The following is a 26,398-nucleotide window of genomic DNA, read 5'->3' on the forward strand; positions in this document are numbered from 1 at the left end:
GCGGGCGGGTGGCGACGCACCCTGGGCCTACGAAGTGACGGGACGGTGCTCGCGGCCGGCCGCCGGAACGAGGGCGCCTGCGACGTGACCGGGTGGCGCGAGGTCGTGACGGTGTCCTGCGGAGACTGGCACGCCGTCGGCGTGCGTGCCGACGGCACCGCTGTCGCTACGGGTGCCAACCGCCGGGGCAGTGCGAGCTCGCTGGATGGACCAACCTCACGGCCATTGCGGCCGGCTACCTGCACACCGTCGCTGTGATGAGGGACGGACGGGTGGTCGCCGCGGGTGACTCATCCACCGGTGTCCTCGACGTGACCGAATGGCGCGATGTCGTGGCGGTGGTGGCCGGCAGCTACCACACCGTCGGCCTCACCTCGGGCGGTCAGGTCATGGCTGCCGGCAACAACCACGACGGCCAGTGCGACGTGAGCGACTGGAGCGACATCATCGCCGTCGCCGCAGGCTCCAGACACGACACACTGTCGGCCTGCGCAGTGACGGCACGGCGGTCGCCGTCGGCCGCAACGACGACGGTCAGTGCGAGACTGCTGCCTGGTCTGACCTCCGCGTCCCGTGAGTCTCATCTACTTCGCACGAACCTCGTTCGAAGCCCCCTGTGCAAGATCTCAGGTGTCCTGTCGGGCCATCTTGGCTGCACTCGACAGATGTATGGACCGACCTCGTCCACGGCGCCCTCTGGTCCGTGGTCTGGGCGCTGGCCTTCACGATGCTCGCCTACCGGCGTTTCCGCCGGTCGACATCTCAGCTGACCAGCGCGCCGGCGTGATCCGCACCGGGAACGGCTGGCTCGCCTCGAAGGTCTCCTCGCCGACGGCGTGGCCGACCTCGACGTACCGGCCGCCGTCCAGCTGCCACGCGATCAGCGACGGCTCGCTGGGGTCGATCACCCAGTAGGACGCGGTCCCGGCCCGCTCATGGCGCTCCCGCTTGAGTCCCAGGTCGATGCGCCGCGTGCTCGAGGAGAGGACCTCGACCGCGAGGAGCGGGGCCACAGGCAGCTCCTTCGCGGTGAAGGCCTCGCGCGGCGCGACGAGCAGGTCCGGCTGGGTCACCGTGGCCTCGGCCAAGGCAACGTCGAAGGGAGCAAACAGCACGTGCAGACCCGGAGGGCAGGCGGCTCGCAGCACGGGGTAAAGCTCACCGACGATGCGCTGGTGCCGGAAGGACGGTGCAGGCGTCACGACCAGCATCCCGTCGAGCAGCTCGTAGCGGCGACCGTCCTCGGGCATGGCGTCGAGGTCCGCCCGGGTGAACGTCCCATGCACGAGGAGCGAGCCGTCGACCAGCTCAACCCGCGCACCGGCCGTCACGAAGGGCAGCGCGTCGAGATCGGCCGCGGTGAAGGGGCGTCCCCGCTCGATCGTCTTCATGCTCCCCATGGTGCCTCCTCGTCGTCATGATCACCAGCATCACAGATCCACCCGGACCGGTCGGGAAGTTGTCCACAGGGCTGGCTCAGCGGTCGGGGTCTCGTCGAGGAGGTGGAGCAGACCGGCGAAGATCTCGACGGCCCGGCGATGCCGACCTCGTGGTCGGGGATGAGGTCGGCGTGGGCCGGCCTGGCAACGACCGGGACCAGCCGGCTGCGTCGACAAGCCGACCTCGACACCGTTGATGCGACTGGGATACAGCGGGCGGCTCCGCCGCCCGCTGGGGCTTTGCCATCCACCTGGCCAGTAAGAACGGCTACCAAGACTCCGTGCTGCCCAGCGGCGCCTTCGCCGGCACCCCCGAAGACGCCCTGGACTGCGCCTGCGGCCTCAACCTGGGCGACCCCACCGCCTGGACCTTGACCCCCGACGAACTTACGATCCTGACCACTAAGACACCCCTCGGGTGCGACACTCTCGCGGACCCACGACCCTTATCGGCGTGTGTGGCAAGCTGATCGCGTGTCGGAGATGTGGTCGGAACAACTCGATCTGGAACTGCGTCGTGAAGCAATGTCCTGGTTGGCAGTGCGCACCAATGATGGAGCCGACTCCCTGACCACGGACGAGCTCAAGGAGTTCCGGTTTCGCGGTGCGCCGATACCACTGATGGACCTGCAACGCGGCATCAGGAAACCTGCCGTTCTCGAGGCTGCCCTCTCGTTTCGGACGGTGTACCGGCCTGAGGGAACTGACCGTCCCTACAACGACGACGTGGGCGCGGATGGACTGATCCGGTACAAGTACCGCGGGACGGATCCGGGCCATCCGGAGAACCGTGGGCTTCGAGTCGCGATGGAGCGCAAGCTGCCCTTGATCTGGTTCTTCGGAGTGGGACCGGGTGCCTACTTGCCAACGTTCCCCGTGTTCATAGTGGGGGAGGAGCCACCCTGGCACCAGTTCGTCGTCGACGCCGTGAGTGCGGGCGCGCTCGAGGTCGAGGGAGCTGTCGAGGAAACGCTGAAGCGCTACATCACGGTCGAGACCAAGAGGCGGCTCCACCAGCCGATCTTCCGCGCGACGGTCCTTCGTGCCTACGAGACACGTTGTGCGGTGTGCTCATTGCGGCACAGCCAGCTCCTCGACGCGGCGCACATCGTGCCGGACCGCGATGATGCTGGTATCGCGGCGGTGCGAAACGGGTTGGCGCTGTGCAAGATCCATCATGCTGCCCTGGACTCCGGCATCCTGGGAGTCCGGCCGGACTACGTCGTCGAGATCCGCGCAGATCTGCTGGCGGAGGTCGATGGGCCGATGCTGCGGTATGGATTGCAGGAACGTCATCGACAGAAGTTGATGGTCGTGCCGGCGTCTCGTCGTGAGCGGCCAGATCCGGACCTTCTCGGGCTCGCCTACGAGCACTTCCGAACCGCAGGCTGACCCTCCATCCTGCCGACCGTGTGGCATCGAGACGGCGGGGAGCCCTACGTCTGGGTTGTGGTGCACAGTCGATCGGAAGCGCTGCACACTCGATGAGGACTGCTGCACACTCGATCATTTGGGGGGAGGCGCCTGTCGGCTCTCGGTGATGCGGCCGTGACGGAAGCCATGGCGTCGGCGACCATGGGCAGATGACTGACGACCTGTTGAGCCTGTTCACCAACGCGGCGCAAGTCGCGGCCGACCACAGAGCCACCGTGGGGGCGCGGCCGGTTCAGCCGGAGATCGATCGGGTGGCCCTCGACAATGCCCTCGGCGGCGTGCTCCCAGACGCACCCACCCCACCGAGCGAGGTCATCGAGCAGCTCGTCGCCGGAACGGCGCCGGGAATCATGGGCACCGTCGGGCCGCGGTTCTTCGGCTTCGTCACCGGCGGCGCGCTGCCCGCAGCGTCGGCTGCCGACATCCTCGCCGTCGGCTGGGACCAGTGCGCCTACAACGAGGCCCTCTCACCGGCGGCAGCCGCCGTCGAACGGGCTGCCGGCACGTGGCTCAAGGACCTGCTCCACCTGCCGGCAAGCGCATCGGTCGGATTCGTCACCGGCGCCCAGGCGACCAACACCGTCGGTCTCGCGATCGGCCGCACGAAGGTGCTCGCCGACGCCGGCTGGGACGTCGCGCGCGACGGCCTCGCCGGAGCCCCGCGGGTGCGGATCGTCGCGAGCGAGGAGCGGCATGCGACGATCGACCGGTCCGCCAAGCTGCTCGGCCTCGGCACGGCCAGTATCGAGCCTGTGGCCGCCGACGCCAACGGCGCCATCGACGTCGCTCGCCTGCGCGAGGTGCTCGCTCGCGACACCACCGCGCCGATAATCGTCAGCCTCCAGCTCGGCAACGTCAACACCGGCGCCTGCGACGACCTGCGCACCGCGATCCCGCTGGCCCGCGAACACGGCGCCTGGGTCCACGTCGACGGAGCCTTCGGGCTCTGGGCGGCCGCGAGCCCGCGCACCGCCCACCTGACCGACGGCGTCGAGCTCGCCGACTCGTGGGGCACCGACGCGCACAAGTGGCTCAACGTCCCGTACGACAGCGGCCTCGCCTTCTGCCGCGACCCAGAGCTACATGCCGCGACGATGTCGTACAGCGCGTCGTACCTCACCGGGTCGGGCGCCGCCGCCGACTACGTCCTCGGCGACCTGACGGCCGAATCCAGCCGGAGAGCAAGAGGGCTCGCGGTGTGGGCGGCCTTGCGCGAGCTCGGCCGGACGGGAGTCGCCGACCTCGTCGACCAGTGCTGCGAGCTGGCCCGCCGGATGGCCGGCCGACTCGCCGCCGCGGGGGCGACGATCCACAACGACGTCGTGCTCAACCAGGTCCTCGTCAGCTTCCGCGACCTCGCCCGCACCGACGCCATCATCGAGCAGGTACAGCGCGAGGGCACGTGCTGGGTCGGCGGCACGACGTGGCGTGGCCGGCGGCTCATGCGGTTCTCCGTGTCCAACGCGGACACGACCGAGCACGACATCGACGTGTCCGCCGACGCGATCCTGACTGCCGCCCGGGAGGGGACGGACCACTGCTCCTGACCGGGTCAGCGCGTCGAGAGCGACTCCCGCACCTGCGTGGCCGCCGCCACCAGGTTGGTCAGGGCCGCCTCCACCTCGGCGTAACCGCGGGTCTTCAGGCCGCAGTCCGGGTTGGCCCACAGCCGGGCCACCGGGACCGACACCGCCGCACGTTGGAGCAGCTCGGTGATCTCGGCCACGCTCGGGACGCGCGGTGAGTGGATGTCGTAGACACCCGGGCCCACCCCGCGGTCCATCCCGCCGCGGGTGAGCGCCGGGAGCACCTCCATCCGGGATCGCGCCGCCTCCAGGCTGGTCACGTCCGCGCCGAGGTCGTCGATCGCACCCACCACGTCCCCGAACTCCGAGTAGCACAGATGGGTGTGGACCTGGGTGCCGTCGGCGACCGCGCTGGTGGCGACGCGGAAGGCGTCGACCGCCCAGCCGAGATAAGCCGGCTGGTCCTCCCGGCGCAACGGCAGCAGCTCGCGCAGCGCGGGCTCGTCGACCTGGATCACCCCGATCCCCGCCCGTTCCAGGTCCAGGGTCTCGTCGCGGACGGCGAGCCCGACCTGCAAGGCGGTGTCGGCGAGCGGCTGGTCGTCCCGGACGAACGACCAGGCCAGGATCGTCACCGGCCCGGTGAGCATCCCCTTGACCGGACGGTCGGTGAGCGACTGCGCGTAGGAGATCCACGGCACGGTCATCGGTGCGGGCCGGCTCACGTCGCCGAACAGGATCGGCGGACGCACGCACCGCGACCCGTAGGACTGCACCCAGCCGTGCGCCGAGGTGGCGAAGCCGTCGAGCAGCTCGGCGAAGTACTGCACCATGTCGTTGCGCTCCGGCTCGCCGTGGACCAGCACGTCCAGGCCGAGCGACTCCTGCAGCCGGATCACGCGCTCGATCTCGGCGCGCATCCTCGCGGTGTACGTTACGGTGTCGACCCGCCCCGCGCGGAGGCCGGCCCGGGTCGCGCGGACCTCGTCGGTCTGCGGGAACGAGCCGATCGTGGTGGTGGGCAACGGTGGCAGCCCCAGCCGTTCGTGCTGCAGCGTGCGACGCTGCTCGGCATCCCCCCGGGTCCGGTCCGATTCGTCCAGCGCGGCCACTCGCGCCCGAACGTCGGGGCGCCGGGTGAGCGCCGACTCACGCCGCCCGGTGATGGCGGACGCCGCTTGCGCCAGCTCCTGGCTCACCACGGCCGGGCCCTGCGACAGCCCGCACTGCAGCGTCACCACCTCGTGCACCTTCTCTCGGGCGAACGCCAGCCACGGGCGGATCCGCTCGTCCAAGGCCTCCTCCGCGTCGAGCGTGTAGGGGACGTGCAGCAGGGAGCAGGACGTGCTCACGGCCAGTGACCCGCTGACGCCGACCATGGTCTGCAAGGTGCCGAGCGCGCCGCGCAGGTCGGTGCGCCACACGTTGCGGCCGTCCACGATGCCGGCCACCAAGGTCTTGTCGCGCAGCCGGGGCACCTCGGCGAGCTGCTCGACGGTGGCGCCTGCGCACAGGTCCACGCCGATGGCCTCGACGGGGGTGTCGGCCAGCAACGGCAGCGCCGCACCGAGCCTGCCGAAGTAGGACGCGACGAACAGCGCCGGACGGTCGTCCAACCCACCCAATGCCTGGTATGCCGTGTGCGCGGCGGACAGCTCCTGGTCACCCCGGTCGCGCACCAGGGCCGGCTCGTCGAGCTGGACCCAGGACGCGCCGGCGGCGCGCAGCTGCGCCAGCAGGTCCGCATACAGGGGAAGCAGGGAGTCGAGCCGGGCGAGCGGCGAGTACCCCTCGGGTGCCTGGTCGTCCGGCTTGGACAACAGGAGGAAGGACACCGGGCCGAGGAGCACCGGGCGAGTGGCGATGCCGAGCTCGGCGGCTTCGGCCAGCTCGGCGAGCGGCTTGGTCGCGTCCAACCGGAACGGGGCGTCGGGGCCGATCTCGGGCACGAGGTAGTGGTAGTTCGTGTCGAACCACTTGGTCATCTCCAGCGGTGCGACCTCGGCAGTCCCACGGGCCATGGCGAAGTAGCCCGCAAGCGGGTCCCGCTGATGGATCTCGCGATGCCGGGCCGGGACGGCGCCGAGCAGCACTGCCGCGTCGAGGACCTGGTCGTAGAGCGAGAAGGTGCCCGACGGGATGCTGTCGAGCCCGGCGTCGCGCAGCACCCGCCAGGTCCGAGCACGTTCGTCACGAGCCACCTGCTCCAGCTCGGCACGGTCGATCCGGCCGGACCAGTAGCGCTCCAGAGCGAACTTGAGCTCCCGGTGGGGCCCGATGCGCGGATAGCCCAGCACGGTCGCACCGATCGAGGGCGCGCTCTCGTCCATGGCTCTCTCCTCATGTGTTCGATGAAACCTGCCCCGGTCCTGTGCGAGGCGGCACCGACGCGGTGCCGGTAGGTCTCGAGTATCCCCGGTGCCGTGGTGCCCTGTGCGGCCCACCCCCGGCGGGCGCATGGCCGGGAACGAGCCCAGCGGCATACGTCCTGCAGCATCACTGATGTCATGAACATGCATCTGTGGTGCTAACATCGCGGTATGAGGACAACGGTACGGCTCGACCCAGAGGTCGCGGCGGCCGCCGAACGACTGCGCCGGGAACGTCACATCGGCCTCGGGGAGGCCGTGAACGAGCTCGCCCGTGCGGGCCTCGCGCGTGAGCAGAAGGCCGTCCCCTTCCGGCAGCGGACGGCGAGCGTCGGGCTGCGGACCGACGTCGCTGACATCGCCGACACGCTCGAACTGCTCGACCAGTACGACGCCGAGGACGCCCGGTGATCGTCGACGCCAACGTCCTGCTCTACGCAGTCGACGACCAGTCGCACTTCCACAGCACAGCGCGCATGTGGCTGGAGGAGGCGATGAACGGCGTCGAACGCGTCGGGCTGCCGTGGGTGTCGCTGATGGCGTTCCAGCGCATCATCACCCATCCCCGCGTGACGGCGAACCCGCTGGCCCCGGCGGATGCCTGGGGCTGCGTCACCGACTGGCTCGACGCCGACCAAGCATGGGTGCCGACACCGGGGGGCCGCCACCGCGACATCCTGGGCCGGCTTCTCATCGACGATGACCTGCGCGGGAACCTTGTCACGGACGCCCACCTGGCCGCGCTGGCCATCGAGCACGGAACCGGCATCTGCTCCTTCGACACCGATTTCGCCCGATTCGACAGCCTCCACTGGATCAACCCCCGACCGCCGAGGACACCGCCTGCGCGCTGAGCGGCACGCAACCGTCCGCTCAGAGGACGCACGGCTGGGACCCCGCCCAGCGGCATCCGAAGTGGGCCTGTGGACAACTTTGACGGCACTTCGGCCGGGACGGCCACGATGAAGGGCATGTCATTCGAAGACCTGCCACCCAACCTCCGCGAGCTGCCCCTCACCCGACCCGCGCCTCGCCGGCGACGTCATCGACCTGATCGTCAGCGAGGAGTCGCGTCACTACGGGTCGCTCGGCATCATGCTGTGCGACGAGCGGGGCCGGGGGATCAACCCGATCCTGTTCGCGGACGAGGACGAAGCTGTCGACCTCGACGGTGTGACGAGATTCCTGCGTCTCGTCCTGCCGCTCGTCGCCGAGATCGACGGGGCGGTGCTGCTCGGACGCGGCCGCTCCCGCGGGCTCCACGCTGACGACACGGACCGGGCCTGGCACCAGCGGACCATCGACCTGTGCGCCGAGCATGGCGTCCGGCTGCTCGGCTTCCACGTCGCGACGCGCGATGGCGTCTTCGCGATGCCCGAGCCCCTGACCGCGGCCTCCTGATGGCGGCTTCCTGCGACCCGGCCCTGGTGGAATGTCGCCGAGAGGGCAGCCGGTCGTTGCTACCTTCAGCGACATGCCGATCGCCACAGGCGAGGTGCTGGTCTGGGATCCTGTGGATGACCCATCCAGCAGGCGTTGGCCGAGCTCGAGGCTGGTGATGTCGTCAGCACCGAGGAGGTGCTCGCGACCCTACCGGCGACCCGACGTGGAGCTCGGTGAGCCAGCACCGGATCACGTGGTCGCGCCAAGCGGCCCGCGCCGTGGCCCGACAGCTCCACGAGAGCGCCGCAGTCGCCTGGTGGAGTTCATCCTCTGTCCCTTGGCGGAGAATCCCCGTCGGGTGGGCAAGCCCTGCGTGCACCGCTGGAGGACCTGCACTCGGCGCGTCGGGGCGACTACCGGGTGATCTACCGGATCGATCAGGACGGTCGATCGGTCCAAATCGTGACGGTTCGTCACCGACGCGATGCCTACCGCGGCTGACGGGTCGACCTGCGGCACTCGTGCGGTCGTGACCTGGACCTGTCAGCAAAGCCGCACTCTTGACTGGCTTACGACGTTAGCCTAGGGTTTGGCTAACAATGTTAGCGAAGGAGGCAGCGAAACGATGACGAAGAACGCAGCGACCCACTACCAGCGGCCCGGCTGGTTCACCAGGAACGTGATGAACAAGGCGGTCGCGTGGCTCACCCGACAGGGCGTCAGCGTCTGGGGGAGCCGGGTGCTCGAGGTCCCAGGCCGGCGCAGCGGGCTGCCGCGCCAGGTGCCGGTCAACCTGCTCACCGTCGCCGGGGTCGACTACCTCGTCGCACCCCGCGGCAACGCCGAGTGGGTGCGCAACGTCCGCGCAACCGAGGGGCGACTCGACCTGCTGCTCGGGCGATCCCGCGAGCACCGGGTTGCCACCGAGCTCGCCGACGACGAGAAGCTCGACATCCTGCGCCCGTACCTACGCCGCTGGAAGGCCGAGGTCGGCGTGTTCTTCGACGGCGTCGACGCCGACTCGAGCGATGCCGAGCTGCAACGGATCGCGCCGCGCCATCCGGCCTTCCGGCTCTCGATGCCGTGACGACCGCACCTGCCCCGGCGGTCCGCAGTGAGCGGGCCGCCGAGATCGTCGCCACGGCCCGCCGGATCCTCGAGCATGACGGGCCTGACGCGCTGACGATGCGCCGACTCGGCGATGCGGTCGGGATGCGGGCACCGTCGCTCTACAAGCACTTCCCGAGCAAGCGGCACGTCGAGGCGGCTCTTGTCGAGGATGCCTTCGCCGAGATGGGAGCGACGCTGCACCGGGCAGTCGAGCGGCCCGGTCGGCGCGGACCGGTCGCGGCGCTCCTCGCGGCGTACCGGGGGATGGCGCTGGCAAACCCCAACCTCTATCGGTTGACGACAGCGCCCGGCCCGGCGCGCGACCTGCTGGCTCCGGGGCTCGAGGCGTGGTCTGGGGAGCCGTTCTTCCTCGTCACCGGTCAGCCCTACCTGGCCCAGGCGCTGTGGGCCTTCGCCCACGGCATGACGATCCTCGAGATCGACGATCGGTTCATGGACGACTCCGACCTCGACCGGACCTGGCGCTCCGGAGTGCGGGCATTCTCGCGCCCCTGACCGCCGCACGGGCCTCACGGCCTCGAGCGGCCTGTGCCCCGTAGATCCCGTTGAACGCGCAACAGGCGCGCACGAAGCACTCGCCCGCACGGCGGCATACAACGCGGCGTGCAGGCTGGAACTGAGACCGCACCCGCGGGGGGGCACGGGTGCGGCGTCTCAGGCGGCGAGGCCGTTGCGGCGGTGGTCGCGCACGACGGCACCGGCCGGGATGACGATGTCGGCCTCGATGTGCACCCCGTCACAGACGCGGGCCCCGGCACCGATCTTGACGCGGGGGCCGAGCTTCGCGTCGGAGCCGATCACGGCGCCGCACCCGACGTGGACGCAGCTGCCGACGACGGCACCGGATCGAACCATGGCGCCTCGGTCCACCCAGCCGCCGCTGTGGATGCGAACGTCCGCCGCGACCTTGGCGCCAGGATCGACGTAGGCCGACCGCTCGATGTGGGCAGTGGGGTCAACGGCGGCCGTCTCCTCGACCAGACCGTCGCCGTTGGCGTGGTGGAAGTACCGCAGGACGGCGCCATTGTCTTCCTCGATCTCCACGTACTTCTTCCGCTTCTGCACGACATTCCACCTTCTTTCTCTCTCAGGGCACGGCATGACGGCTGTGCTCAAGAATGAAACGTGCGAGTAGGTCGCAGGATTCCGTTCTGGACGAGAAGTCTCAGCCTGAATCTCACCAGATGGACGCAGCAGGGGGTGCAAGACACGCCGTTTGCTCGGCCACGAGTCGGGATCGTCTCTCCGACCGTGGTCAGAGTCAGTGCTCGGCGTATGACATGGGCGTCCCGAGGTGCTGTCGAGGGGCCGCCGCAGGGTCTACCGTGGGCCATGGACCTCGTCGAGCTGACACCCACCCGTGACCAGTACGCCTACACGTTCGGTGGAGTGGCGCCGTTGGCTCGGGTCGAGCCCGGCACCGCGCTGCGACTCTGGTCCGACGACGCCTTCGGCGGGGTGCTGCGCAGTGTCGACGACCTGTCCAGTGAGAAGGTCGACCTGCGCTTCGTCAACCCGCAGACGGGACCGTTCCACGTCGAGGGGGCCGAGCCGGGAGACACGCTCGTCCTGCATCTGGTCGACCTCGAGCCGGCTCGCGACTGGGGCGCGTCGGCGGCGATCCCGTTCTTCGGTGGCATGACGAGCACCGACCGGGTCGTCACCCTGCAGCAGCCGCTGCCCGACACGACCTGGATCTACCAGCTCGACCGGGACAGGCGCACGGTCGGGTTCGCGGCCCGGCACAGTGACCACCACATCGAGCTGCCACTCGAGCCGATGCTCGGCACCGTCGGGGTGGCGCCCGCCGGGTCAGAGGCCAGGTCGTCGCTCGTGCCGGAACGCTTCGGCGGCAACATGGACACCCCGCAGATGCGGGCCGGCGCCACGGTCTACCTCGGCGTCAACGTCGAGGGCGCCCTCTTCTCGATCGGCGACGGCCACTACCGGCAGGGCGAGGGCGAGGCGTGCGGCACCGCGGTGGAAGGCGCGATGACATCGACGATCATCGTCGACCTCGTCAAGGGCGGCGCCCCGGCGTGGCCGCGCATCGAGGACGACACCCACTGGATGACCGTCGGCTCCAGCCGCCCCATGGAGGACTCGTGGCGCATCGCGAACGCCGAGCTCGTCGGTTGGGTCGCACAGCTGTACGGCCTGCACGTCATGGACGCCTACCAGCTGTGCTCCCAGGTCGCCGAGGTACCGGTCGCCAACGTCGTCGACGTCAACTACAGCGTCGTCGTCAAAGCGGCCAAGACGCTCCTTCCCGGTGCTCATGCGTTCGGCGGCATCCACGCCGACCTGCGCGAGCGGGCCAGCGCGCTCGGCACGGTCTGAGCTCGGCGGCACACCTCAGTCCCCGGTACCAACGACGAAAGGCTGGCCATGGACCTGCAGCTCACTGGGAAACGTGTCCTCGTGACGGGGGGCACGCGGGGTATCGGCCGTGCGATCGTCGAGGGGTTCCTCGACGAGGGCGCGCTCGTCGGGTTCTGCTCGCGGAACGCCGATGACGTGGCAGCGGCCGAGGCGGCGCTCGCGGAGCGCGGGACGGTGGCGGGGACGTGCGTCGACGTCGCGGACGCTGCAGGCCTCAAGGCGTGGGTGGCCGCCTCGGCGCAGCGGTTCGGTGGGCTCGACGTCGTCGTCGCCAACGTCAGCGCCCTGGCGATCCCGGACACCGACGAGAACTGGGAGACGAGTCTGAACGTCGACCTCATGCACACCGTCCGGCTGGTCAAGGCGGCGCTGCCACACCTGGAGCAGAGCGACGCGGCGTGCATCGTCGCCATCTCGAGCGTCTCCGGACGGGAGTCGGACTTCGCCTCCGGCCCGTACGGGGTCGCCAAGACCGCGATCGTCGGCTACCTCCACGGCCTGGCGATCCAGCTGGCAGAGAAGGGGATTCGGGCCGTCACCGTGTCTCCGGGCAACACCTACTTCGACGGCGGGGTCTGGGCCGGCATCGAGCGTGACAACCCGGCCCTCTACCAGATGGCCGTCGGGCTCAACCCGACAGGTCACATGGGCGCCCCCGAGGACATCGCCGCACCGGTCGTGTTCGTCGCCAGCCCGCGGGCCAGCCGGATCAGTGGCGCGAACATCCTCGTCGACGGAGCCCTGACGCGCGGCATCCAGTTCTAACGGGACGGTACTGGCCAGGAACCGGCCGGCAGCGCCGGTCGACCGCGCCGTGGGTGGGCGGCATACGGTGGCTGCCATGGAATACCGATACCTCGGCAACAGCGGCCTCAAGATCTCCGAGATCACCTACGGCAACTGGCTGACCCACGGCTCGCAGGTCGAGAACGACGTGGCCACCCAGTGCGTCCGTGCCGCGCTCGACGCGGGGATCTCGACGTTCGACACGGCGGACACCTACGCGAACACGGCCGCCGAGACGGTCCTCGGGGACGCGCTCAAGGGCGAACGCCGCGAGAGCCTGGAGATCTTCACGAAGGTGTACTGGCCGACCGGTCCCGGCGGCAAGAACGACACCGGACTGTCCCGCAAGCACATCATGGCCTCGATCGACGGGTCCCTGCGGCGGCTGCAGACCGACTACGTCGACCTCTACCAGGCACACCGCTACGACGTGGAGACACCGCTCGAGGAGACGATGCAGGCCTTCGCCGACCTCGTCCGGCAGGGCAAGGCGCTCTACATCGGCGTCAGCGAGTGGACGGCCGAGCAGATCCGCGAAGGCGTCCGGTTGTCAAGGGAGCTCGGCTTCCAGATCGTCTCGAACCAGCCGCAGTACTCGATGCTCTGGCGCGTCATCGAGCCGCAGGTCGTGCCGACCTGCGAGAAGCTCGGCCTCTCGCAGGTCGTCTTCAGCCCGATCGCCCAGGGAGTCCTCACGGGCAAGTACCAGCCGGGACAGCCGCCGCCGGCCGGCTCCCGCGCAACCGACGAGAAGGGCGGCGCCCACTTCGTCAGACGCTTCATGCGCGACGACGTGCTCGAGGCCGTCCAGCGCCTGCGCCCGGTCGCCGACGAGGCGGGCCTGACCTTGGCGCAGCTCGCCGTCGCATGGGTCCTGCAGAACCCCAACGTCGCCACCGCGCTCGTCGGCGCCTCCCGCCCGGGGCAGGTGTCCGAGAACGTCAAGGCGGCCGGTGTGAGGCTCGAGAGCGCTGCTCTCGAACGGATCGACGAGGCGCTCGGTGACGTCGTCGAGCGCGACCCCCGCAGGACCGCGGAGCTCGCTCCCAAGGGTCGGGTCGCCTGATTCGTATGCCGCTGAGCCGGCTTCGCTCGGCCGGTCGGCTCAGCACGTGGTGGGCTGGCCAGCCGGCGGCCCGTGTCGGAGACTGGCGGTGTGACCACATCCGGTCCGAGCTCGAGTCCGGCCCACTGGCTGGCGTTTGCGTCGTGGGGCCTGGTGGGCGCCGGGTACGCCTTCGGCGTGCTGGGCCTGGCCACGATCGGCATGTTCGTCCTGGCCGGTTCGGTCGTGTTGACGTTGCTCGTTCTGAAGGCGTGGGGTCGTCGCGGACTTGCCGGACTGGTCTCGGGTGCCGGCTTGCCGCTGCTGTATGTGGCGTTCCTCAACCGCGGTGGGCCAGGCATGGTGTGCACGACCGGGCCAGACTCCATGTCCTGCGTCGACGCCTGGAGCCCGTGGCCCTGGCTGGCCGTGGGGGCCGCCCTCATCGCCGCCGGGATCGTGCTTGAATCGCGGCGCCCTGCCGCGGGCTGAGTGCCGGGTGGCAGACTGCTGAGGTGTCCGGCGTCGACCTCGGCTCGCGTCCCGGCCGAGCGGTCCTCACGGCGGCCGTCCTCGGCTCGGGAATGGCGTTGCTCGACGGTACCGTCGTCAACGTCGCTCTGGTGTCGATCGGGCGCGACCTCGGGGCGAGCCTGCAGGACTTGCAGTGGGTGACCAACGGCTACCTGCTGACCCTGGCCTCGCTCATCCTGCTCGGCGGCTCCCTCGGCGACCGGTACGGCCGGCGACGGGTCTTCGTCGTCGGCGTCGTCGCGTTCGCCCTCGCGTCGGCGGCGTGCGGGGTTGCCCAGAGCCCTGGGCAGCTCATCGGGGCCCGGCTCGTGCAGGGTGTCGGGGGAGCGTTGTTGACGCCGGGCAGCCTCGCGCTGATCCAGGCCTCCTTCATCGAGCGCGACCGGGCCAAGGCCATCGGCACGTGGTCCGGGGTGAGCGGAATCGCCTCTGCCATCGGTCCTTTCGTCGGCGGTTGGCTGATCCAGTTCGCGAGCTGGCGCTGGGTCTTCCTGATCAACCTGCCGATCGCCGCGGCCACGGTCTGGGTGAGCCGGTCGGTGCCCGAGAGCCACGACACGAAGGCGACCGGCCGCTTCGACGTGCTGGGCGCCGGGCTGGCAACCGCGGCGCTCGCCGTGGCGACCTACGGCCTGATCGAGGCACAGGTGCTCGGCGCCCTGTGGACCGCCGTGCTCGTCGTCGTGGGCGTGCTGCTCGGGGTCGCCTTCGTCCTCGTCGAACGACGCGTGCCGAGCCCGATGCTGCGACCGAGCATCTTCGCGTCGCGGGTGTTCACCGCGGCGAACCTGATGACCCTGCTGGTCTATGCCGCGCTCGGGGCAGTCATGTTCTTCCTCGTCCTCCAGCTGCAGATCGTCCTCGGGTACGGGCCGCTCGCAGCGGGGCTGGCCACCCTGCCGGTGACGATCCTCATGCTGCTGCTGGCCGGCAAGGGCGGGGAGATCGGGACCCGGATCGGGCCTCGCCTGCCCATGACGATCGGGCCGCTCGTCTGCGCGGTGGGTGTCGCGTTGCTCGCCGGGGTCGGCGCCGGGTCGAGCTACTGGACGCGGATCCTGCCGGGCGTCAGCATCTTCGGGCTGGGACTGTGCATCCTCGTGGCGCCGCTCACGGCGACGGTCCTGGCCGCGGTGCCGGACCGGTTGGCCGGCGTCGCGAGCGGCGTCAACAACGCCGTGGCCCGGGCCGGTTCGCTGCTGGCGGTCGCCGCGCTGCCGGCGGTGGTGGGGATCGGGGGCGACGCCTACCACCAGCCGACCCAGTTCGCGCAGGCCTACACCGCGAGCATGTGGATCAACGTCGTGCTGCTGGCAGCCGGCGCGGCGGTGTCGTGGCTGCTCGTGCGCAACCCGTCGACGTGTGACGAGATCGGGCTGGGCCGGCGCCGACCACACCAGGACCCGCCCGGCCCCGCGATCCGCGGCGGAGCGGTGTGAGACGTATGCCGCTCAGCCTGCGTGCGCTCGCCGGCTGAGCGGCATCCGTGATGGGCTCTTCAGTCGATCGTGGCGACCGGCGTTCCTTGCTTGACGACCGCCTCCTCGTCGACCAGCAGGCGGATCGTCCCGGCGACCGGGGCGAGCAGCTCGGCTGAGACCTTGTCGACCTGCACCTCGGCGATCAGCTGGTCGGCGGCGACGGCGGACCCGTCGGCGACGAACCACGTGGAGAGCACACCCTCGGCCTCGGGTGACTCCTTGGACAGCGCCGGGAAGAGGACGTCCGTCATCCGGTCACCGCCTGGCGCACCGCCGCCTCGATCCGCTCCGGCCGCGGCAGCACCGCGTACTCGAGCACGTGGGAGTAGGGGATCGGGACGTCGGGCGCGGCCACCCGCTGCACCGGCGCCTTGAGCATCGTCGGGTCGTGGTCGGTGACCGTCGCGACGACCTCGCCGGACATGCCGAACGACAGGTAGTCCTCGTCGACGACGACCAGCCGGCCCGTCTTGGCCACCGAGGCGAGGATCGCCTCGCGGTCCAACGGGACGAGGCTGCGCAGGTCGAGCACCTCGACGCTGATGTCCTCACCGGCGAGCTTCTCGGCAACGTCCAGGGCGTGGTGGACCGACAGCGAGACCGTGACGACCGTGACGTCCGAGCCCTCCCGTGCCACTGCCGCCTTCCCGATCGGCACGACGTGCTCCCCGTCCGGCACGGCGGCGGTGGCCCGTGGGTTCTTCGCCATCCACGGCAGCCCCATGACCCCCTTGTGGAACATGTAGACGACCGGGTTGTCGTCGCGGATCGCCGCGGTCATCAGGCCCTTGGCGTCGGCCGGGTTGCTCGGCACGACGACCTTCATCCCGGGCAGGTGGGCGAAGGTGCCCCACAGGCACTGCGAGTGCTGCGCGCCGTCCGAGTAGCCGCCGCCGACCGCGGTCGTGAGCACCATGGGCACCGTGACGTTGCCGCCGGACTCGAAGTGGATCTTGGCCATGTGGTTGTAGATCTGGTCGAGGCAGACGCCCATGAAGTCGGCGAACATCAGCTCCACGATCGGGCGCATGCCCTCGACGGCGGCACCGATCCCCAGACCGATGAAGGCGGTCTCGGAGATGGGCGTGTCGAGGACCCGGTCCGGACCGAACCGATCGAGCAGCCCGGTGGTCGAGCTGAAGATGCCGCCGTAGGCGCCGACGTCCTCGCCGAGGTAGACCACGGACGGGTCGCGCTCCATCTCCTGGGCGATCGCGTCGACCATCGCCTTGGCGGTCGTGAGCCGCCTGCTCGTGGCTCCGGCGGCGGGGGTGGTGGTGTCGGTGATGGTCATGGTCGTCTCCTCACGCGAACACATAGGACGTGGCCGACGCCGGGTCGGGCAAGGGACTGTTCTTGGCGAAGTCGACGGCGTCCTCGACCTTCTCCTTGGCCGTGGCGGCGGCGCGCGCGACAGCGTCGTCGTCGAGCAGCCCGGCCGCGCGCAGGATCTGCTCGTAGCGCGGGATCGGGTCGTATGACGGCACCTCGGCCAGCTCGGGCCGGTAGCCCTGGGCGTCCCCCTCGAAGTGCCCCCAGAGCCGCAGCGTGTGCACCTCGATCAGCGAGGGTCCCTCGCCGGCCCGAGCGCGGGCGACGGCCCGCTTGGCGGCGGCCCACGTCGCCTCGACGTCGTTGCCCTCGATGCGCTCGCCCGGGATGTCGTAGGCCACGGCCCGGGTCGCGTTGGACTTGACCGCGGTGGCGGCATCCCTGGGTACGGAGATGGCCCAGTCGTTGTCCTCCACGACGAAGACGACGGGCAGGGTCCACATCGCTGCGAGATTGATCGACTCGTGGAAGGCGCCGCTGTTGGAGGCACCCTCGCCGGCGACGGCGACCGCGATCCGGTCCGTGCCCTGACGCTTGAACGCGAAGGCCTGCCCGAGCGCCGGCGGGTAGCCCTCGGCGACGATCCCCGAGCAGGAGAAGTGCGTGGCCGGGTCGAACAGGTGCATGTGCCCGCCGCGACCCCGCCCGAGCCCGGTCTCGCGGCCGAAGATCTCGGCGGCCATGGCCCGCAGGCCCATGCCGTGCGCGATGGCCAGGTGGTGCGGGCGGTGCGTGGCGGTCAGGGCGTCGTCCGTGGTCAGGTGGGCGCAGACGCCGGCGGCCACCGGCTCCTGTCCGGCCGACAGGTGCATCTCCCCGGGGATCAGGCCCTTGCCGATGTCGAAGCCCGGGCCCTTGTCCGCGTGGTACTCGCGCAGGATCGCCTCCTCGAAGGTGCGGCAGAGCACCATCGTCTCGTAGAGCCCGACGCGGGTCGCGCCGTCGAGGTGCTGCTGGCCGGAGTCGGCGCGCACCGAGCCCGGCGACTCGGTCTCTGTCGTCATGACGGGTCTCCAGTTCCCCGGGGCCGGGTGGGTGAGCCGCCCGCACCGGCTGCGCGGCGCTCCGCGTTGGCCAGCGCGGGCCCCGGGACGCCCGCCGGCCGAACTCCAGCCTAGGCAGACCGGGCGTCGAAAGGGAGTGGGAGCAGGCGGGAAACCGAGCTGATCCCACGAGGTGAGCGGCATACGGGATTCGCTTGGTGTACAGGGGGCTACAGGGCGTGAGGATGCTCACCATGAGGTACGGCAGCATCGGGTGGCGCCCGGAGACCCCTGTCGACGTCCGTTGTGTCGACCGGGCTCGCCTCGAGGCCCTCCGCTACGCCGTCAACGACGAGGCCGAGAGCTACATCGCGATCATGCGCCTGTTCACCGGCGCCATCTCCGGGCTGTTGTCCGACCAGTCGACCGCCGAGGTCGCCGAGGCCCTCCACGAGCTCGGCCTCGACCTCGACGAGGACACCGTTGATGCGCGCCTCTCCTACCTCGTCGAGCACGGCAACCTCGCGCGCAGCCCCCGCGAGACCGAGGCCCGCAGCCTGCAGGCCTACCTGCGCAACCGTGCCCGCTACCAGCTGACCCAACGGGGGCGAGATCGTCCAGCGACACGTCGACGAGCTGCTCGGGCACACCGAGGCCGCGGCCGAGGTCAGCAGCGAGATGCTCGGCGCGATCCTGGCCGGTCTGCGCTCGCTCCTCGACCTGCGTGGTGAGCCGCTCGTGACCGCCGAGCCCGACGACGTCGCCCGCAGCATCGTGACGGTATTCGCCCAGTTCGACCGGCTCGTGCACAGCACGCGACGAGCTCTACACCTACCTGACCCAGGTGCTCACGAGGTACGACATCGAGCGGGCCGAGTTCCAGGCCTTCAAGACGGTGCTGCTCGACTACCTGCAGCGCTTCGTCGACGAGATCAGCCGTCACATGCCGCAGATCGCCGACGCCCTGCGCGCCCTCGCCACCGAGGCGATGCGTTCCCTGCTGCTCAACCTGCGCCGCATCGTCGCCGGCGCCGAGCGCGAGCATGGCCGATATGCCGAGCTGCTGCGCTTGGTGCACTGGTTCGACGAGGCCGACGACGCGACCGCGCACGCGCTGTGGGCGAGCGTCTTCGGGCTCGACCCGAGCCGCCACGTCGGGTTCGCGGTGACCGAGGCCGACGAGCACACGCCCCCGACGACATCATGGCTGGCCGGGCCGCGGGCGCAGGTGCCGGTGATGCTCCGCGAGACCGGCCAACGCCGCATCGCCGGCCGCAGCGGCCGCGCCGAGGACTTCACCGAGGCCAAGCAGCGTCGGCTCGCCGAGCACGCCCGGCGCGAGGAGGCGCGGCGGCGCGCCGAGCACGCCCGCCGCGAGGAGGCGCGGCGGCGCGCCGTCGCCGAGATCGCCCGACACCGGGGCCGGCTCGAGCGGGTCCGGCTCAGTGACGCGGCACGCGAGGCCCTGCTCGACCTCGTGCTGAGTCGCTGCGGGGAACTGACCGGTGGCTAGGCGCCCGCCGCATGTTCGATCCGCACGAGGCAGGCTCGAAAAGGAGATGACCGAGGGTTGAGGGCTGTTGCGCGAGGCCAGTTGCGCCATGATGTGACCAAGCGGCCGTCCCGTGCCATGGTGGCCCGGCCGAGAAATGGAGATCGGGATGAGTGAGCCGTCGAAGGACGAGGTGCGTGGCATCGTCGTGGGCTGGGACGCCTCGGACGGGGCGAAGATCGCCCTCGACTGGGCCGCCGAGTCGGCTCTGCGACAGGGGCTGCACCTGAGCGTCCTGCACTGCCTCGACGTCTACTGGAGCCCTGGCACCTCCGCGCTCGATCCTGCGGGGTCCTACCCCGTCGGAGGCTCGCCCGTCGGGTCTGCCGCTGCCGCGGGACTGCCCGGCACGGCAGGTCGCAACATCCTGCAGCAGGGGGTGGAGCGGGCGACTGCGGTGCTTGGCGAGGGCCGGGTCAGCGGGGTGCGTGCCCTGGGCACCCCGGCGGGACAGCTCGTCGAGGCATCGAGGCAGGCAGACTTCGTCGTGACTGGCAGCCGGGGTCGCGGGCGACTTCTGTCCGGCCTGCTGGGGTCCACCTCGTATGCCGTCACCGCGCACGCCCACTGCCCGGCCATCGTGGTGCGGACCGCGAGCGAGGATGGATCGCTGCCGCCGCATCCCGGACCGGAATGCCGAGTCATCGTCGGGATCGACGGATCGCCCGAGTCATCCAGGGCGCTCGCGCAGGCCGCCGACATCGCCGCCCGCTCTCAGGCGCCGTTGCACGTCGTAGCCGTCGCGAAGGCCGCAGAAGCCGAAGCTGAGGCATACTCCGACCCGCCGGAGAAGGGTCGCCATGACCGCGAGGCACGTGACCAGGCGCAGGGATGGCTCCAGGAGGCCAGGGCGATCATCGAGGTGACCCAGCCGACGTTGTCGGTCGAGTTCGAGGCGCTCTCCGGCGCGCCGGGGCACGCACTCGCCGATCTCGGCTTTGACGCCGGCCTGATCGTGGTCGGCTCGCGCGGTCGAGGCGGCTTCGGCGGGCTGCTGCTCGGTTCGGTCAGCCACACCGTCATCCACGAGGCACTCTGCCCCGTCATGGTCGTGCACTGACCCTGCTCCACCTGGCCAGGTGCGCCGCGCACCCTCCCGCTGGCCCCCCGTTCGGAGGCCAGCGGCGAACTACCGCTCGGTGAGCGGCATACAGCTCAGATGGTCTCAGCCGAGCCCGGAGGCGAATCGGCCTAGCACGCCGACCCAGTACGCGTGGAGTCCTGGATCGTCCGCATGCTCGTGGACGAGGTCGATGCGTGTCCCGTCACCATCGGGAGCGATCTGCACGTCGACGAGCGAGGCCGGCGCGGCATCGTCGGCGTGCCAGGAGACCCGGATCTGTTCGAGGGGGTGGTAGGAGCGGACGACGCCGTGCCGGCCTTCGTCGCTGTGCCAGGACTCACCCTTGCTGCCGAGCTGTGCGCCTGCGCCGAGCAGTGCCTGCGTGCCATCGACGCTGATCAGGTGTTGCCATACCTGACCGATCGGCGCCGGGACGACCTGGGTGACGTGCACCGCCCGGGACTGCGCTTCGTCGGGAATGGACTCCGTCGTACTGGTCATGGACAACCTCCGGTCGCGCGGTCCGGTCCCTGATGGGCCAGACCCATCTGACGTATCCAATAGACCAAGGAATGCGGTCAAGATCAATCCTTTCCAGCCGTGAGTTTCGACCCGGCGGACGTCGTGATCGGATGCTGGTCACCTCACCCGAACGGAACCGGCCCCGTGACCCCAGCCGGTCGACGGCACGCACACGCAGGGGGGGCCAGCCGGTTCCCTCACCGGACGCATCCTCATGGACAGATCGGTCCGGTAAGGGCTCGCCACTCGGCTCCCGAGTACCGGTGGCACCGGTTCGTGTCAGTCGGGGAGCATGGCTTTCAGGGCGGCGCGCTCGGTCTCGGGTACGGACCCGGAGTAGTACTCGTACAGGCTCCGGAGTGAGGCGTGAGCAGCACGAGGACCGTCGCCCGCCCGGATCGCATCGAGCACTTCCTCGTGGTGTGCGAGGGAGCGTTGCATGACGACACGGCTGTCTGCTGCGTCCGTGATCGTGTTGGAGATGAGCGCGAGGACGGTGTCCCGCACGGCCGCGTGGCCCAGCTTTATCAGCGGGTTGCCTGCGACGCACGTGATGAGCTCGTGGAAAGCCATGTCGGCCTTGCTGAATGCCTCCTCGCCTTCGTCGAGGGCGGTGCGCATCGTGTCGACCGCCCGTTCGATCCAGACGAGCTGCTCGTCGGTGCGCAGCTGGGCCGCCAGCTGGTTTGCCGTCGAGTCGAGCATCATCCTGGACACGATGAGTTGGCCGAGGCTGAGCCGCGCCGCCCCAGCCAGTCGCGCCAGTGGCCTACGCAGCGACTCGGCGTCGATCTCCAGGATCTCCGGCCCCCGCGGATCACCCGGCCGGGAACGCACGACGCCCGTACTCTCCAGGACGCGCAGCGCTTCGCGTACCGTCGCGCGGCTTGTGCCGAACTGGACGACGAGCTCGCGTTCGCTCGGCAGGCGCTCACCTGGCCGCAGCTCACCCCGTGTGATCGCGCCCTCGATCTGCTCGACGATCCGTTCGTACAAGCGGACCGGCTGGACGCGCTCGAAGCGGAGCGCGTCCTGGATCATGTCCGCTCCCACTCGCGGGCGGGGATGGGCCAGACAGGGGCTGTCCCAGCTGGACGATGGTGCTCGTACCAGTTGACAGCTCGCAGCACACCGACGTCGTCGAAGCGCCGACCACTGACCTGTAGGCCGATCGTCCGGCCGTCGGCGGTGAAGCCGCAGTTGGTCGTCGCAGCCGGCTGACCCGACATGCTGAACGGGACGGTGTAGCCGATGTGGGCCATCCCGAGGTCGGTCTCCCCCCAGGGCATCGGGTGTTCGGCGGGGAACGAGGCAACGGGGGCGACCGGGGACAGCACGAAGTCGAATTGTTCGGTCGCGCGAGTCGTTGCCTTCTGCAGCGACATGATGGACGAGTAGTCGCGCAGCACCCGGCGGCCGTCGACTTCAGCGGCTGCGGTGACCCACCGTCGAATGAATGGCAGGACACGCTGCTGCCGTTTGGCTGGGAGTGCCTCGAGGTCGACCAACGATCGGACTCGCCAGAACTGGTCGAGGTCGGTCAGAGTCCCCTCGTTGATGAAGGGTGGGACTTGTTCCACGCGTGCGCCGGCTCGTTCGAACAGCGCCGCAGCCTGCGCCACGGCGGCCCGAACTTCCGGATCGAGTGGCAGGCCGGCTCCGGCGTCGAGATGCAGGCCGATCCGCAGGCCCTCGACCGACTCCAGCGGTGGGTCGGCGACGACATCGTCCAGCCGGAGCTCCTGCGCCGGCAGGCTCGTCCAGTCCCGTGGGTCGGCCCGCGAGATGACTCCGAGCAGCAGCGCTGCATCGCGAGCACTGCGAGTGATCGGCCCGGCCACTCGGCCGAGGTAGGGGGCCGAGAGGGGCACGCGGCCGAAGCTCGGCTTGAGCGTCGTCAGCCCGAGCCACGTGCCGGGTAGGCGAACGGAGCCACCGATGTCGGTGCCGACGTGCAGCGGACCATACCCACCCGCCGCTGCTGCTCCGGCGCCTGAGCTCGACCCGCCGGTCGTGAGGCTCGGGTCCCAGGGCGAGCGCGTGATCCCGTGCAGGCTCGACACCCCGGAAGAGAGCATGCCCCAGTCGGGCATGACGGTCGAGCCCAGGATGACCCCTCCACTCTCCTGGATCCGATCGACGACGGGACAGTTTCGTCTCGGAACGATCGGGACGACCCCCGCGGTACCCGCCGGCATCGGAATCCCGCTTCGGGCAAGGTTCTCCTTCACCGTGACCGGGACCCCGTCGAGGGGACCAAGCGGCCTGCCCACAGACCACCGGTGCTCGCTGGCGCGGGCTTCCTCGAGGGCATGCTCGGGATCATGGACCCAGAATGCGTTGAGCTCCGGCTCGCGTTCGGCGATCAGCGCGCAGATGTCCTGAACCACCTCGACGGGAGAGAGGTCACCGGTCGTATACGCCGCCAGCAGCTCGGTGGCGTCGAGCCCGGCCGGGCGACATCGTGAGGGCGCCCGATCGGGCGCGTCAGGCAGGTCCGGCGGGCGACGCACTTTCCGGGTCATGCTTCCCATCCCTCGGCCGGGGTCGGGTGCGTGAGACTCGACGTTCCGGCTACGTGAACTTACGTGAACACACCGTACCCTCGACGGTGGCGCAGCGCACTGGCCTGACCAGTAGGCGGCGTCTCGCTGTAGCGCTGGTCGAAGAACAGCTCCTGCCACTGAGGCACGAGCCCGAGCCGCTGTCGAGGAGCAGGATCTGGACGCAGCTCAGTCTGCCGGGTCGGCACCGACGTGGATCATGCCCTCCGCCAAGGCAGCGGCATCGACGCCACCGAGCGCCTTCTTGATCGTCGGAGCCGCCGCGATGAGTCGGCGGGTGTAGGCCTGAGAAGGCTGGGTGTAGATCTGCTCGGTCGGCCCATGCTCGACCAGGTCGCCATGGTGCAGGACCGCGACCGTGTCGCAGACCCGTCGCACCACAGCCAGGTCGTGCGATACGAACACGAGGGTCAGGTTGTACTCGTCGACCAAGTCCGCGAGCAGGTTGAGGATCTGTGCCTGTACGGAGACGTCCAGCGCGCTGACCGGTTCGTCCGCGACCAGCACCTTGGGACTGGGTGCGAGAGCGCGAGCGATCGAGATCCGTTGTCGTTGGCCCCCGGAGAACTGGTGTGGAAATCGGTCGGCTGCCGTAGCCGGCAACCCCACCGCCTGGAGCAGCTCGACGACGCGTGCGCGGTTGTTCCGCTTGCCTCGAGCGACCAGGGGCTCGGCGATGATGTCGCGGACCCGCATCCTGGGGTTGAGGGAGCCCATCGGGTCCTGGAAGACGAACTGGAGCTCTTCACGCAGGAAGGTCAGGTCGCGTTCCTTCCGACCGGTGATCTGCTTGCCGTCGAACAGGATCGAGCCTGAGGTGGGCTGGTCGAGCCCGGACATGATCCGGATGAGGGTGGACTTGCCCGAGCCGGACTCACCGACGATCCCGAACCGCTCTCCTCGCTGGATGTCGAAGGTCACGCCGTCGAGCGCCGTCACGGTCGGCACCGGCCCTCGGAAGGACTGCCTCGGACGTCGGAATATCCGGGTGAGATCCCGCACGACGACCAACGGGTCGCCGTCGCTCGCCGTGTCAGCCTTGGTGTGCTCGGTCGCGGCGGTCATGCGGCACCTCCCAGGATCACCTTCGCGTAGCCATCCTCAGGATCGCCGATCCATTCCGGGTCCTGGGTGTAGACCGACTGGGCGCGCACGTGGTCGCTCATCGTCGGGAGCCGGCCGTTCTCGTCGGAGGCGTCCAGCTCCGACGCCTCGAGCAGGCCGCGGGTATAGGGGTGCTGTGGGGCCGAGAGGACCCTCTGCACCGGGCCCGCTTCGACGATCCGGCCGCCGTACATGACGAGCAGGCGTTCGCAGATGGTGGCGACGACGGCCAAGTCGTGGGTGATGAACAGCAGCGCCGACCCACGTTCGCGCACGCCACTGAGGATGAGCTGCAGCATCTGGGCCTGAACGGTGACGTCGAGGGCCGTCGTCGGCTCATCGCACAGCAACAGCATCGGGTCGTTGGCCAGCGCGATCGCCAGCACGACCCGCTGGCGCTGTCCTCCTGACATCTGGTGCGGATAGGCCTTCGCCGCTCGCTCGGGATCGGGCAGCTGCACCTTCCGTAGCAGGTCGAGGGCGGCTTCGCGCGCCTGCCTCTTGCCCGGAGCCGTGCCGTGCGCGAGCATCCCTTCGGCCACCTGGTCGAGGACGCGCATGGTCGGGTTGAGCGCCGTCATGGGCTCCTGGAACACCATGGCGACCTGTCGACCACGCAATGCGGCGAACTGCTTCTGAGTGGCATCCACCAGGTCGTGCGGCACGCCGGCCATTCGGATGGAGCCGGTCGCCGTGAGCCCCTCGCCGAGCAGACCCATGATCGAGGTCACGGTCAGGGACTTGCCTGAACCGGACTCTCCGATGAGCCCGACCCGCTCGCCGGCCCGGATGGTGAACGAGATGTTCTTGACGAGCCGGGTCGAGCCCGTCCCGACGTTGAGCCCCTCGACCACGAGGGCCGGCTCCTTCATGGTGACGCCCTCAGGGCGGCTGCTGGTGACGACGGTCATCGCCGGTCCTCCAGCCTCGGGTCGAAGCGGTCCCGCAGCCCGTCGCCCAGCAGGTTGAAGCCCAGCACCGCAACGGCGATGGCCAACGCCGGCCAGAGCAGGATGATCGGTAGGGTGAAGATCTGCTCTTGGGCCTCCTGCAGCATCCGTCCCCACGACGGTGTGGGCGGGGCGGTTCCGAAGCCGAGGTAGGACAGCGCGGCCTCGGCCAGGACAGCGATGGCGAAGGACACCGAGCCCTGGACGATCAGCAACCCGAAGACGTTGGGTAGCACGTGACGCCAGGCGATGGCGATCGGCTTCCGGCCGGCGATTCGCGCCGCGAGGACATACTCGGTGGACATGACCTGCAACGTCCCGCTGCGGGCCAGCCGCGCGAAGGATGGGATCGTCGCGATGCCGATGGCGATCATCGCAGTCAGCGTGCTGGCGCCGAACACGGCGCCGAACATGATGGCGAGCAGCAGGGCGGGGAAGGCGAGCAGCAGGTCGTTGGCGCGCATGACGAGCTCAGTGAGCCAACCCCGATTCGACATGCCCGCGAAGATCCCCAAGGGCGTGCCGATGATCGAGGCCAGCCCGACCGCGATGACACCCACGTACAGCGTCGTGCGAGCACCGACGAGGATCTGACTGAAGATGTCGCGGCCGAACTTGTCCGTGCCGAGCCAGTGTTCGGCATTGGGGCTCTGCAGTCGGGCTGCGGCGTCGACCTTGATCGGGTTGTAGGGGGTCCAGACGAACGAGATCAGGGCCGCGGCCATGACGACGCCGACGAGGACGGCCCCCGTGATGAACAGGGGCCCCATCGGTCGGCGGGGCCTTCCGGCTGTCGCCTCGGTCACGATCTCTGGCTG

Annotated in this window: 29 protein-coding genes and 2 pseudogenes; 19 read left to right on the forward strand and 12 right to left on the reverse strand. The window is 69.8% G+C overall.

The window, feature by feature from the left end:
- From L0H79_RS03765 to L0H79_RS22150, 3 genes and pseudogenes are all read left to right on the forward strand, one after another.
- A pseudogene (locus tag L0H79_RS03765) lies at window positions 1-258 on the forward strand (RCC1 domain-containing protein); the annotation flags it as partial.
- Window positions 255-353: pseudogene (locus L0H79_RS22145) on the forward strand (chromosome condensation regulator); the annotation flags it as partial. The pseudogenes L0H79_RS03765 and L0H79_RS22145, both read left to right, overlap by 4 nt.
- Window positions 320-577, forward strand: coding sequence for an RCC1 domain-containing protein (locus L0H79_RS22150; protein WP_367652428.1), 258 nt, complete (start codon window positions 320-322; stop codon window positions 575-577). The pseudogene L0H79_RS22145 and the gene L0H79_RS22150, both read left to right, overlap by 34 nt.
- A gap of 145 nt (window positions 578-722) precedes the next feature.
- Here the strand turns inward: L0H79_RS22150 and L0H79_RS03770 are convergent, their stop codons facing one another.
- Window positions 723-1,391, reverse strand: coding sequence for a Uma2 family endonuclease (locus L0H79_RS03770; RefSeq protein ID WP_301483213.1), 669 nt, complete (start codon window positions 1,389-1,391; stop codon window positions 723-725).
- A gap of 531 nt (window positions 1,392-1,922) precedes the next feature.
- Here L0H79_RS03770 and L0H79_RS03775 point away from each other — a divergent pair.
- Together L0H79_RS03775 and L0H79_RS03780 are read left to right on the forward strand one after the other, a co-directional pair.
- Complete coding sequence (locus tag L0H79_RS03775) at window positions 1,923-2,831, forward strand: HNH endonuclease (protein WP_301483248.1); 909 nt, start codon at window positions 1,923-1,925, stop codon at window positions 2,829-2,831.
- 191 nt (window positions 2,832-3,022) lie between these two features.
- Window positions 3,023-4,420 (forward strand): aminotransferase class V-fold PLP-dependent enzyme, encoded by a 1,398-nt coding sequence (locus L0H79_RS03780; RefSeq protein ID WP_301483214.1) that lies wholly within the window; start codon window positions 3,023-3,025, stop codon window positions 4,418-4,420.
- Between the two features lie 5 nt (window positions 4,421-4,425).
- Here the strand turns inward: L0H79_RS03780 and metE are convergent, their stop codons facing one another.
- Window positions 4,426-6,729, reverse strand: a complete 2,304-nt coding sequence (gene metE / locus L0H79_RS03785; protein ID WP_301483215.1) for a 5-methyltetrahydropteroyltriglutamate--homocysteine S-methyltransferase — start codon at window positions 6,727-6,729, stop codon at window positions 4,426-4,428.
- A 210-nt stretch (window positions 6,730-6,939) separates the two neighbouring features.
- Between metE and L0H79_RS03790 the strand changes: the two genes are divergently transcribed.
- The 6 genes from L0H79_RS03790 (at window position 6,940) to L0H79_RS03815 (ending at window position 9,777) form a co-directional block, all read left to right on the forward strand.
- Window positions 6,940-7,179, forward strand: a complete 240-nt coding sequence (locus L0H79_RS03790; RefSeq protein ID WP_301483216.1) for a CopG family transcriptional regulator — start codon at window positions 6,940-6,942, stop codon at window positions 7,177-7,179.
- Window positions 7,176-7,622 (forward strand): TA system VapC family ribonuclease toxin, encoded by a 447-nt coding sequence (locus L0H79_RS03795; RefSeq protein ID WP_301483217.1) that lies wholly within the window; start codon window positions 7,176-7,178, stop codon window positions 7,620-7,622. The genes L0H79_RS03790 and L0H79_RS03795 overlap by 4 nt, the downstream gene beginning before the upstream one ends.
- A gap of 241 nt (window positions 7,623-7,863) precedes the next feature.
- Window positions 7,864-8,169, forward strand: a complete 306-nt coding sequence (locus L0H79_RS03800) for a hypothetical protein (RefSeq protein ID WP_301483218.1) — start codon at window positions 7,864-7,866, stop codon at window positions 8,167-8,169.
- A 402-nt stretch (window positions 8,170-8,571) separates the two neighbouring features.
- A complete protein-coding gene (locus L0H79_RS03805) occupies window positions 8,572-8,652 on the forward strand; it encodes a hypothetical protein (RefSeq protein WP_301483249.1) in 81 nt (26 codons plus the stop codon).
- Window positions 8,653-8,776: 124 nt separating this feature from the next.
- On the forward strand, window positions 8,777-9,238 hold the full coding sequence (locus tag L0H79_RS03810) for a nitroreductase/quinone reductase family protein (RefSeq protein ID WP_301483219.1): 462 nt from the start codon (window positions 8,777-8,779) through the stop codon (window positions 9,236-9,238).
- The gene (locus tag L0H79_RS03815; RefSeq protein WP_301483220.1) at window positions 9,235-9,777 is read left to right on the forward strand and encodes a TetR/AcrR family transcriptional regulator; all 543 of its coding nucleotides are present in this window, start codon (window positions 9,235-9,237) and stop codon (window positions 9,775-9,777) included. Before L0H79_RS03810 ends, L0H79_RS03815 begins: the two co-directional genes overlap by 4 nt.
- A gap of 159 nt (window positions 9,778-9,936) precedes the next feature.
- Here L0H79_RS03815 and L0H79_RS03820 read toward each other — a convergent pair whose 3' ends face one another.
- Window positions 9,937-10,347, reverse strand: coding sequence for a transferase (locus L0H79_RS03820; RefSeq protein WP_301483221.1), 411 nt, complete (start codon window positions 10,345-10,347; stop codon window positions 9,937-9,939).
- A gap of 267 nt (window positions 10,348-10,614) precedes the next feature.
- Here L0H79_RS03820 and L0H79_RS03825 point away from each other — a divergent pair, with 267 nt between their 5' ends.
- From L0H79_RS03825 to L0H79_RS03845, 5 genes are all read left to right on the forward strand, one after another.
- Complete coding sequence (locus tag L0H79_RS03825) at window positions 10,615-11,622, forward strand: acetamidase/formamidase family protein (protein ID WP_301483222.1); 1,008 nt, start codon at window positions 10,615-10,617, stop codon at window positions 11,620-11,622.
- 81 nt (window positions 11,623-11,703) lie between these two features.
- Window positions 11,704-12,429, forward strand: a complete 726-nt coding sequence (locus L0H79_RS03830) for an SDR family NAD(P)-dependent oxidoreductase (RefSeq protein ID WP_301483223.1) — start codon at window positions 11,704-11,706, stop codon at window positions 12,427-12,429.
- Window positions 12,430-12,505: 76 nt separating this feature from the next.
- Window positions 12,506-13,516, forward strand: coding sequence for an aldo/keto reductase family protein (locus L0H79_RS03835; RefSeq protein WP_301483224.1), 1,011 nt, complete (start codon window positions 12,506-12,508; stop codon window positions 13,514-13,516).
- 90 nt (window positions 13,517-13,606) lie between these two features.
- Complete coding sequence (locus L0H79_RS03840) at window positions 13,607-13,987, forward strand: hypothetical protein (protein WP_301483225.1); 381 nt, start codon at window positions 13,607-13,609, stop codon at window positions 13,985-13,987.
- Between the two features lie 23 nt (window positions 13,988-14,010).
- Window positions 14,011-15,468: an MFS transporter gene (locus L0H79_RS03845; RefSeq protein WP_301483226.1), complete on the forward strand. Its 1,458-nt coding sequence runs from the start codon at window positions 14,011-14,013 to the stop codon at window positions 15,466-15,468.
- Between the two features lie 59 nt (window positions 15,469-15,527).
- Here L0H79_RS03845 and L0H79_RS03850 read toward each other — a convergent pair whose 3' ends face one another.
- The 3 genes from L0H79_RS03850 to L0H79_RS03860 are packed head-to-tail and all read right to left on the reverse strand — an operon-like array spanning window position 15,528 to window position 17,846.
- Window positions 15,528-15,761, reverse strand: coding sequence for a lipoyl domain-containing protein (locus tag L0H79_RS03850; protein ID WP_301483227.1), 234 nt, complete (start codon window positions 15,759-15,761; stop codon window positions 15,528-15,530).
- Entirely contained in the window at window positions 15,758-16,804 is a 1,047-nt protein-coding gene (locus L0H79_RS03855) for an alpha-ketoacid dehydrogenase subunit beta (protein ID WP_301483228.1), read from the reverse strand. Before L0H79_RS03855 ends, L0H79_RS03850 begins: the two co-directional genes overlap by 4 nt.
- 10 nt (window positions 16,805-16,814) lie before the next feature.
- Complete coding sequence (locus L0H79_RS03860) at window positions 16,815-17,846, reverse strand: thiamine pyrophosphate-dependent dehydrogenase E1 component subunit alpha (RefSeq protein ID WP_301483229.1); 1,032 nt, start codon at window positions 17,844-17,846, stop codon at window positions 16,815-16,817.
- Between the two features lie 233 nt (window positions 17,847-18,079).
- Between L0H79_RS03860 and L0H79_RS03865 the strand changes: the two genes are divergently transcribed.
- From L0H79_RS03865 to L0H79_RS03875, 3 genes are all read left to right on the forward strand, one after another.
- The gene (locus L0H79_RS03865) at window positions 18,080-18,556 is read left to right on the forward strand and encodes a DUF2397 family protein (protein WP_301483230.1); all 477 of its coding nucleotides are present in this window, start codon (window positions 18,080-18,082) and stop codon (window positions 18,554-18,556) included.
- A 104-nt stretch (window positions 18,557-18,660) separates the two neighbouring features.
- The gene (locus L0H79_RS03870) at window positions 18,661-19,338 is read left to right on the forward strand and encodes a DUF2397 family protein (RefSeq protein WP_301483250.1); all 678 of its coding nucleotides are present in this window, start codon (window positions 18,661-18,663) and stop codon (window positions 19,336-19,338) included.
- Between the two features lie 148 nt (window positions 19,339-19,486).
- Window positions 19,487-20,437 carry a universal stress protein gene (locus tag L0H79_RS03875; RefSeq protein ID WP_301483231.1) on the forward strand — a complete coding sequence of 317 codons (951 nt, stop codon included), beginning with the start codon at window positions 19,487-19,489 and terminating at the stop codon, window positions 20,435-20,437.
- A 105-nt stretch (window positions 20,438-20,542) separates the two neighbouring features.
- On the opposite strand, the gene L0H79_RS03880 is transcribed toward L0H79_RS03875, so the two are convergent.
- The 6 genes from L0H79_RS03880 to L0H79_RS03905 form a co-directional block, all read right to left on the reverse strand.
- The gene (locus tag L0H79_RS03880) at window positions 20,543-20,941 is read right to left on the reverse strand and encodes an SRPBCC domain-containing protein (RefSeq protein WP_301483232.1); all 399 of its coding nucleotides are present in this window, start codon (window positions 20,939-20,941) and stop codon (window positions 20,543-20,545) included.
- 300 nt (window positions 20,942-21,241) lie between these two features.
- On the reverse strand, window positions 21,242-22,003 hold the full coding sequence (locus tag L0H79_RS03885) for a FadR/GntR family transcriptional regulator (RefSeq protein ID WP_301483233.1): 762 nt from the start codon (window positions 22,001-22,003) through the stop codon (window positions 21,242-21,244).
- Complete coding sequence (locus L0H79_RS03890) at window positions 22,000-23,487, reverse strand: amidase (RefSeq protein ID WP_301483234.1); 1,488 nt, start codon at window positions 23,485-23,487, stop codon at window positions 22,000-22,002. The genes L0H79_RS03885 and L0H79_RS03890 overlap by 4 nt, the downstream gene beginning before the upstream one ends.
- Window positions 23,488-23,694: 207 nt before the next feature.
- Window positions 23,695-24,591: an ATP-binding cassette domain-containing protein gene (locus L0H79_RS03895; RefSeq protein WP_301483235.1), complete on the reverse strand. Its 897-nt coding sequence runs from the start codon at window positions 24,589-24,591 to the stop codon at window positions 23,695-23,697.
- On the reverse strand, window positions 24,588-25,541 hold the full coding sequence (locus tag L0H79_RS03900) for an ABC transporter ATP-binding protein (protein WP_301483236.1): 954 nt from the start codon (window positions 25,539-25,541) through the stop codon (window positions 24,588-24,590). The genes L0H79_RS03895 and L0H79_RS03900 overlap by 4 nt, the downstream gene beginning before the upstream one ends.
- The gene (locus L0H79_RS03905; RefSeq protein WP_301483251.1) at window positions 25,538-26,350 is read right to left on the reverse strand and encodes an ABC transporter permease; all 813 of its coding nucleotides are present in this window, start codon (window positions 26,348-26,350) and stop codon (window positions 25,538-25,540) included. Before L0H79_RS03905 ends, L0H79_RS03900 begins: the two co-directional genes overlap by 4 nt.
- Between the last annotated feature and the right edge of the window lie 48 nt (window positions 26,351-26,398).

This window comes from Intrasporangium sp. (assembly GCF_030452765.1).
Taxonomy (GTDB): domain Bacteria; phylum Actinomycetota; class Actinomycetes; order Actinomycetales; family Dermatophilaceae; genus Intrasporangium_A.

Excerpts from the sequence above, each read along its gene's own strand:
- L0H79_RS03810 (WP_301483219.1), top strand. The coding sequence starts at position 8,777 with ATGACGAAGAACGCAGCGACCCACTACCAGCGGCCCGGCTGGTTCACC.
- L0H79_RS03890 (WP_301483234.1), bottom strand. The coding sequence starts at position 23,487 with ATGACCCGGAAAGTGCGTCGCCCGCCGGACCTGCCTGACGCGCCCGAT.
- L0H79_RS03900 (WP_301483236.1), bottom strand. The coding sequence starts at position 25,541 with ATGACCGTCGTCACCAGCAGCCGCCCTGAGGGCGTCACCATGAAGGAG.
- L0H79_RS03770 (WP_301483213.1), bottom strand. The coding sequence starts at position 1,391 with ATGAAGACGATCGAGCGGGGACGCCCCTTCACCGCGGCCGATCTCGAC.
- L0H79_RS03880 (WP_301483232.1), bottom strand. The coding sequence starts at position 20,941 with ATGACCAGTACGACGGAGTCCATTCCCGACGAAGCGCAGTCCCGGGCG.
- L0H79_RS03835 (WP_301483224.1), top strand. The coding sequence starts at position 12,506 with ATGGAATACCGATACCTCGGCAACAGCGGCCTCAAGATCTCCGAGATC.
- L0H79_RS03860 (WP_301483229.1), bottom strand. The coding sequence starts at position 17,846 with ATGACGACAGAGACCGAGTCGCCGGGCTCGGTGCGCGCCGACTCCGGC.
- L0H79_RS03850 (WP_301483227.1), bottom strand. The coding sequence starts at position 15,761 with ATGACGGACGTCCTCTTCCCGGCGCTGTCCAAGGAGTCACCCGAGGCC.
- L0H79_RS03790 (WP_301483216.1), top strand. The coding sequence starts at position 6,940 with ATGAGGACAACGGTACGGCTCGACCCAGAGGTCGCGGCGGCCGCCGAA.
- L0H79_RS03825 (WP_301483222.1), top strand. The coding sequence starts at position 10,615 with ATGGACCTCGTCGAGCTGACACCCACCCGTGACCAGTACGCCTACACG.
- L0H79_RS03780 (WP_301483214.1), top strand. The coding sequence starts at position 3,023 with ATGACTGACGACCTGTTGAGCCTGTTCACCAACGCGGCGCAAGTCGCG.
- metE (WP_301483215.1), bottom strand. The coding sequence starts at position 6,729 with ATGGACGAGAGCGCGCCCTCGATCGGTGCGACCGTGCTGGGCTATCCG.
- L0H79_RS03865 (WP_301483230.1), top strand. The coding sequence starts at position 18,080 with ATGAGGTACGGCAGCATCGGGTGGCGCCCGGAGACCCCTGTCGACGTC.
- L0H79_RS03855 (WP_301483228.1), bottom strand. The coding sequence starts at position 16,804 with ATGACCATCACCGACACCACCACCCCCGCCGCCGGAGCCACGAGCAGG.
- L0H79_RS03775 (WP_301483248.1), top strand. The coding sequence starts at position 1,923 with ATGTGGTCGGAACAACTCGATCTGGAACTGCGTCGTGAAGCAATGTCC.
- L0H79_RS03800 (WP_301483218.1), top strand. The coding sequence starts at position 7,864 with ATGCTGTGCGACGAGCGGGGCCGGGGGATCAACCCGATCCTGTTCGCG.
- L0H79_RS03905 (WP_301483251.1), bottom strand. The coding sequence starts at position 26,350 with ATGGGGCCCCTGTTCATCACGGGGGCCGTCCTCGTCGGCGTCGTCATG.
- L0H79_RS03895 (WP_301483235.1), bottom strand. The coding sequence starts at position 24,591 with ATGACCGCCGCGACCGAGCACACCAAGGCTGACACGGCGAGCGACGGC.
- L0H79_RS03875 (WP_301483231.1), top strand. The coding sequence starts at position 19,487 with ATGAGTGAGCCGTCGAAGGACGAGGTGCGTGGCATCGTCGTGGGCTGG.
- L0H79_RS03885 (WP_301483233.1), bottom strand. The coding sequence starts at position 22,003 with ATGATCCAGGACGCGCTCCGCTTCGAGCGCGTCCAGCCGGTCCGCTTG.
- L0H79_RS22150 (WP_367652428.1), top strand. The coding sequence starts at position 320 with ATGGCGCGATGTCGTGGCGGTGGTGGCCGGCAGCTACCACACCGTCGG.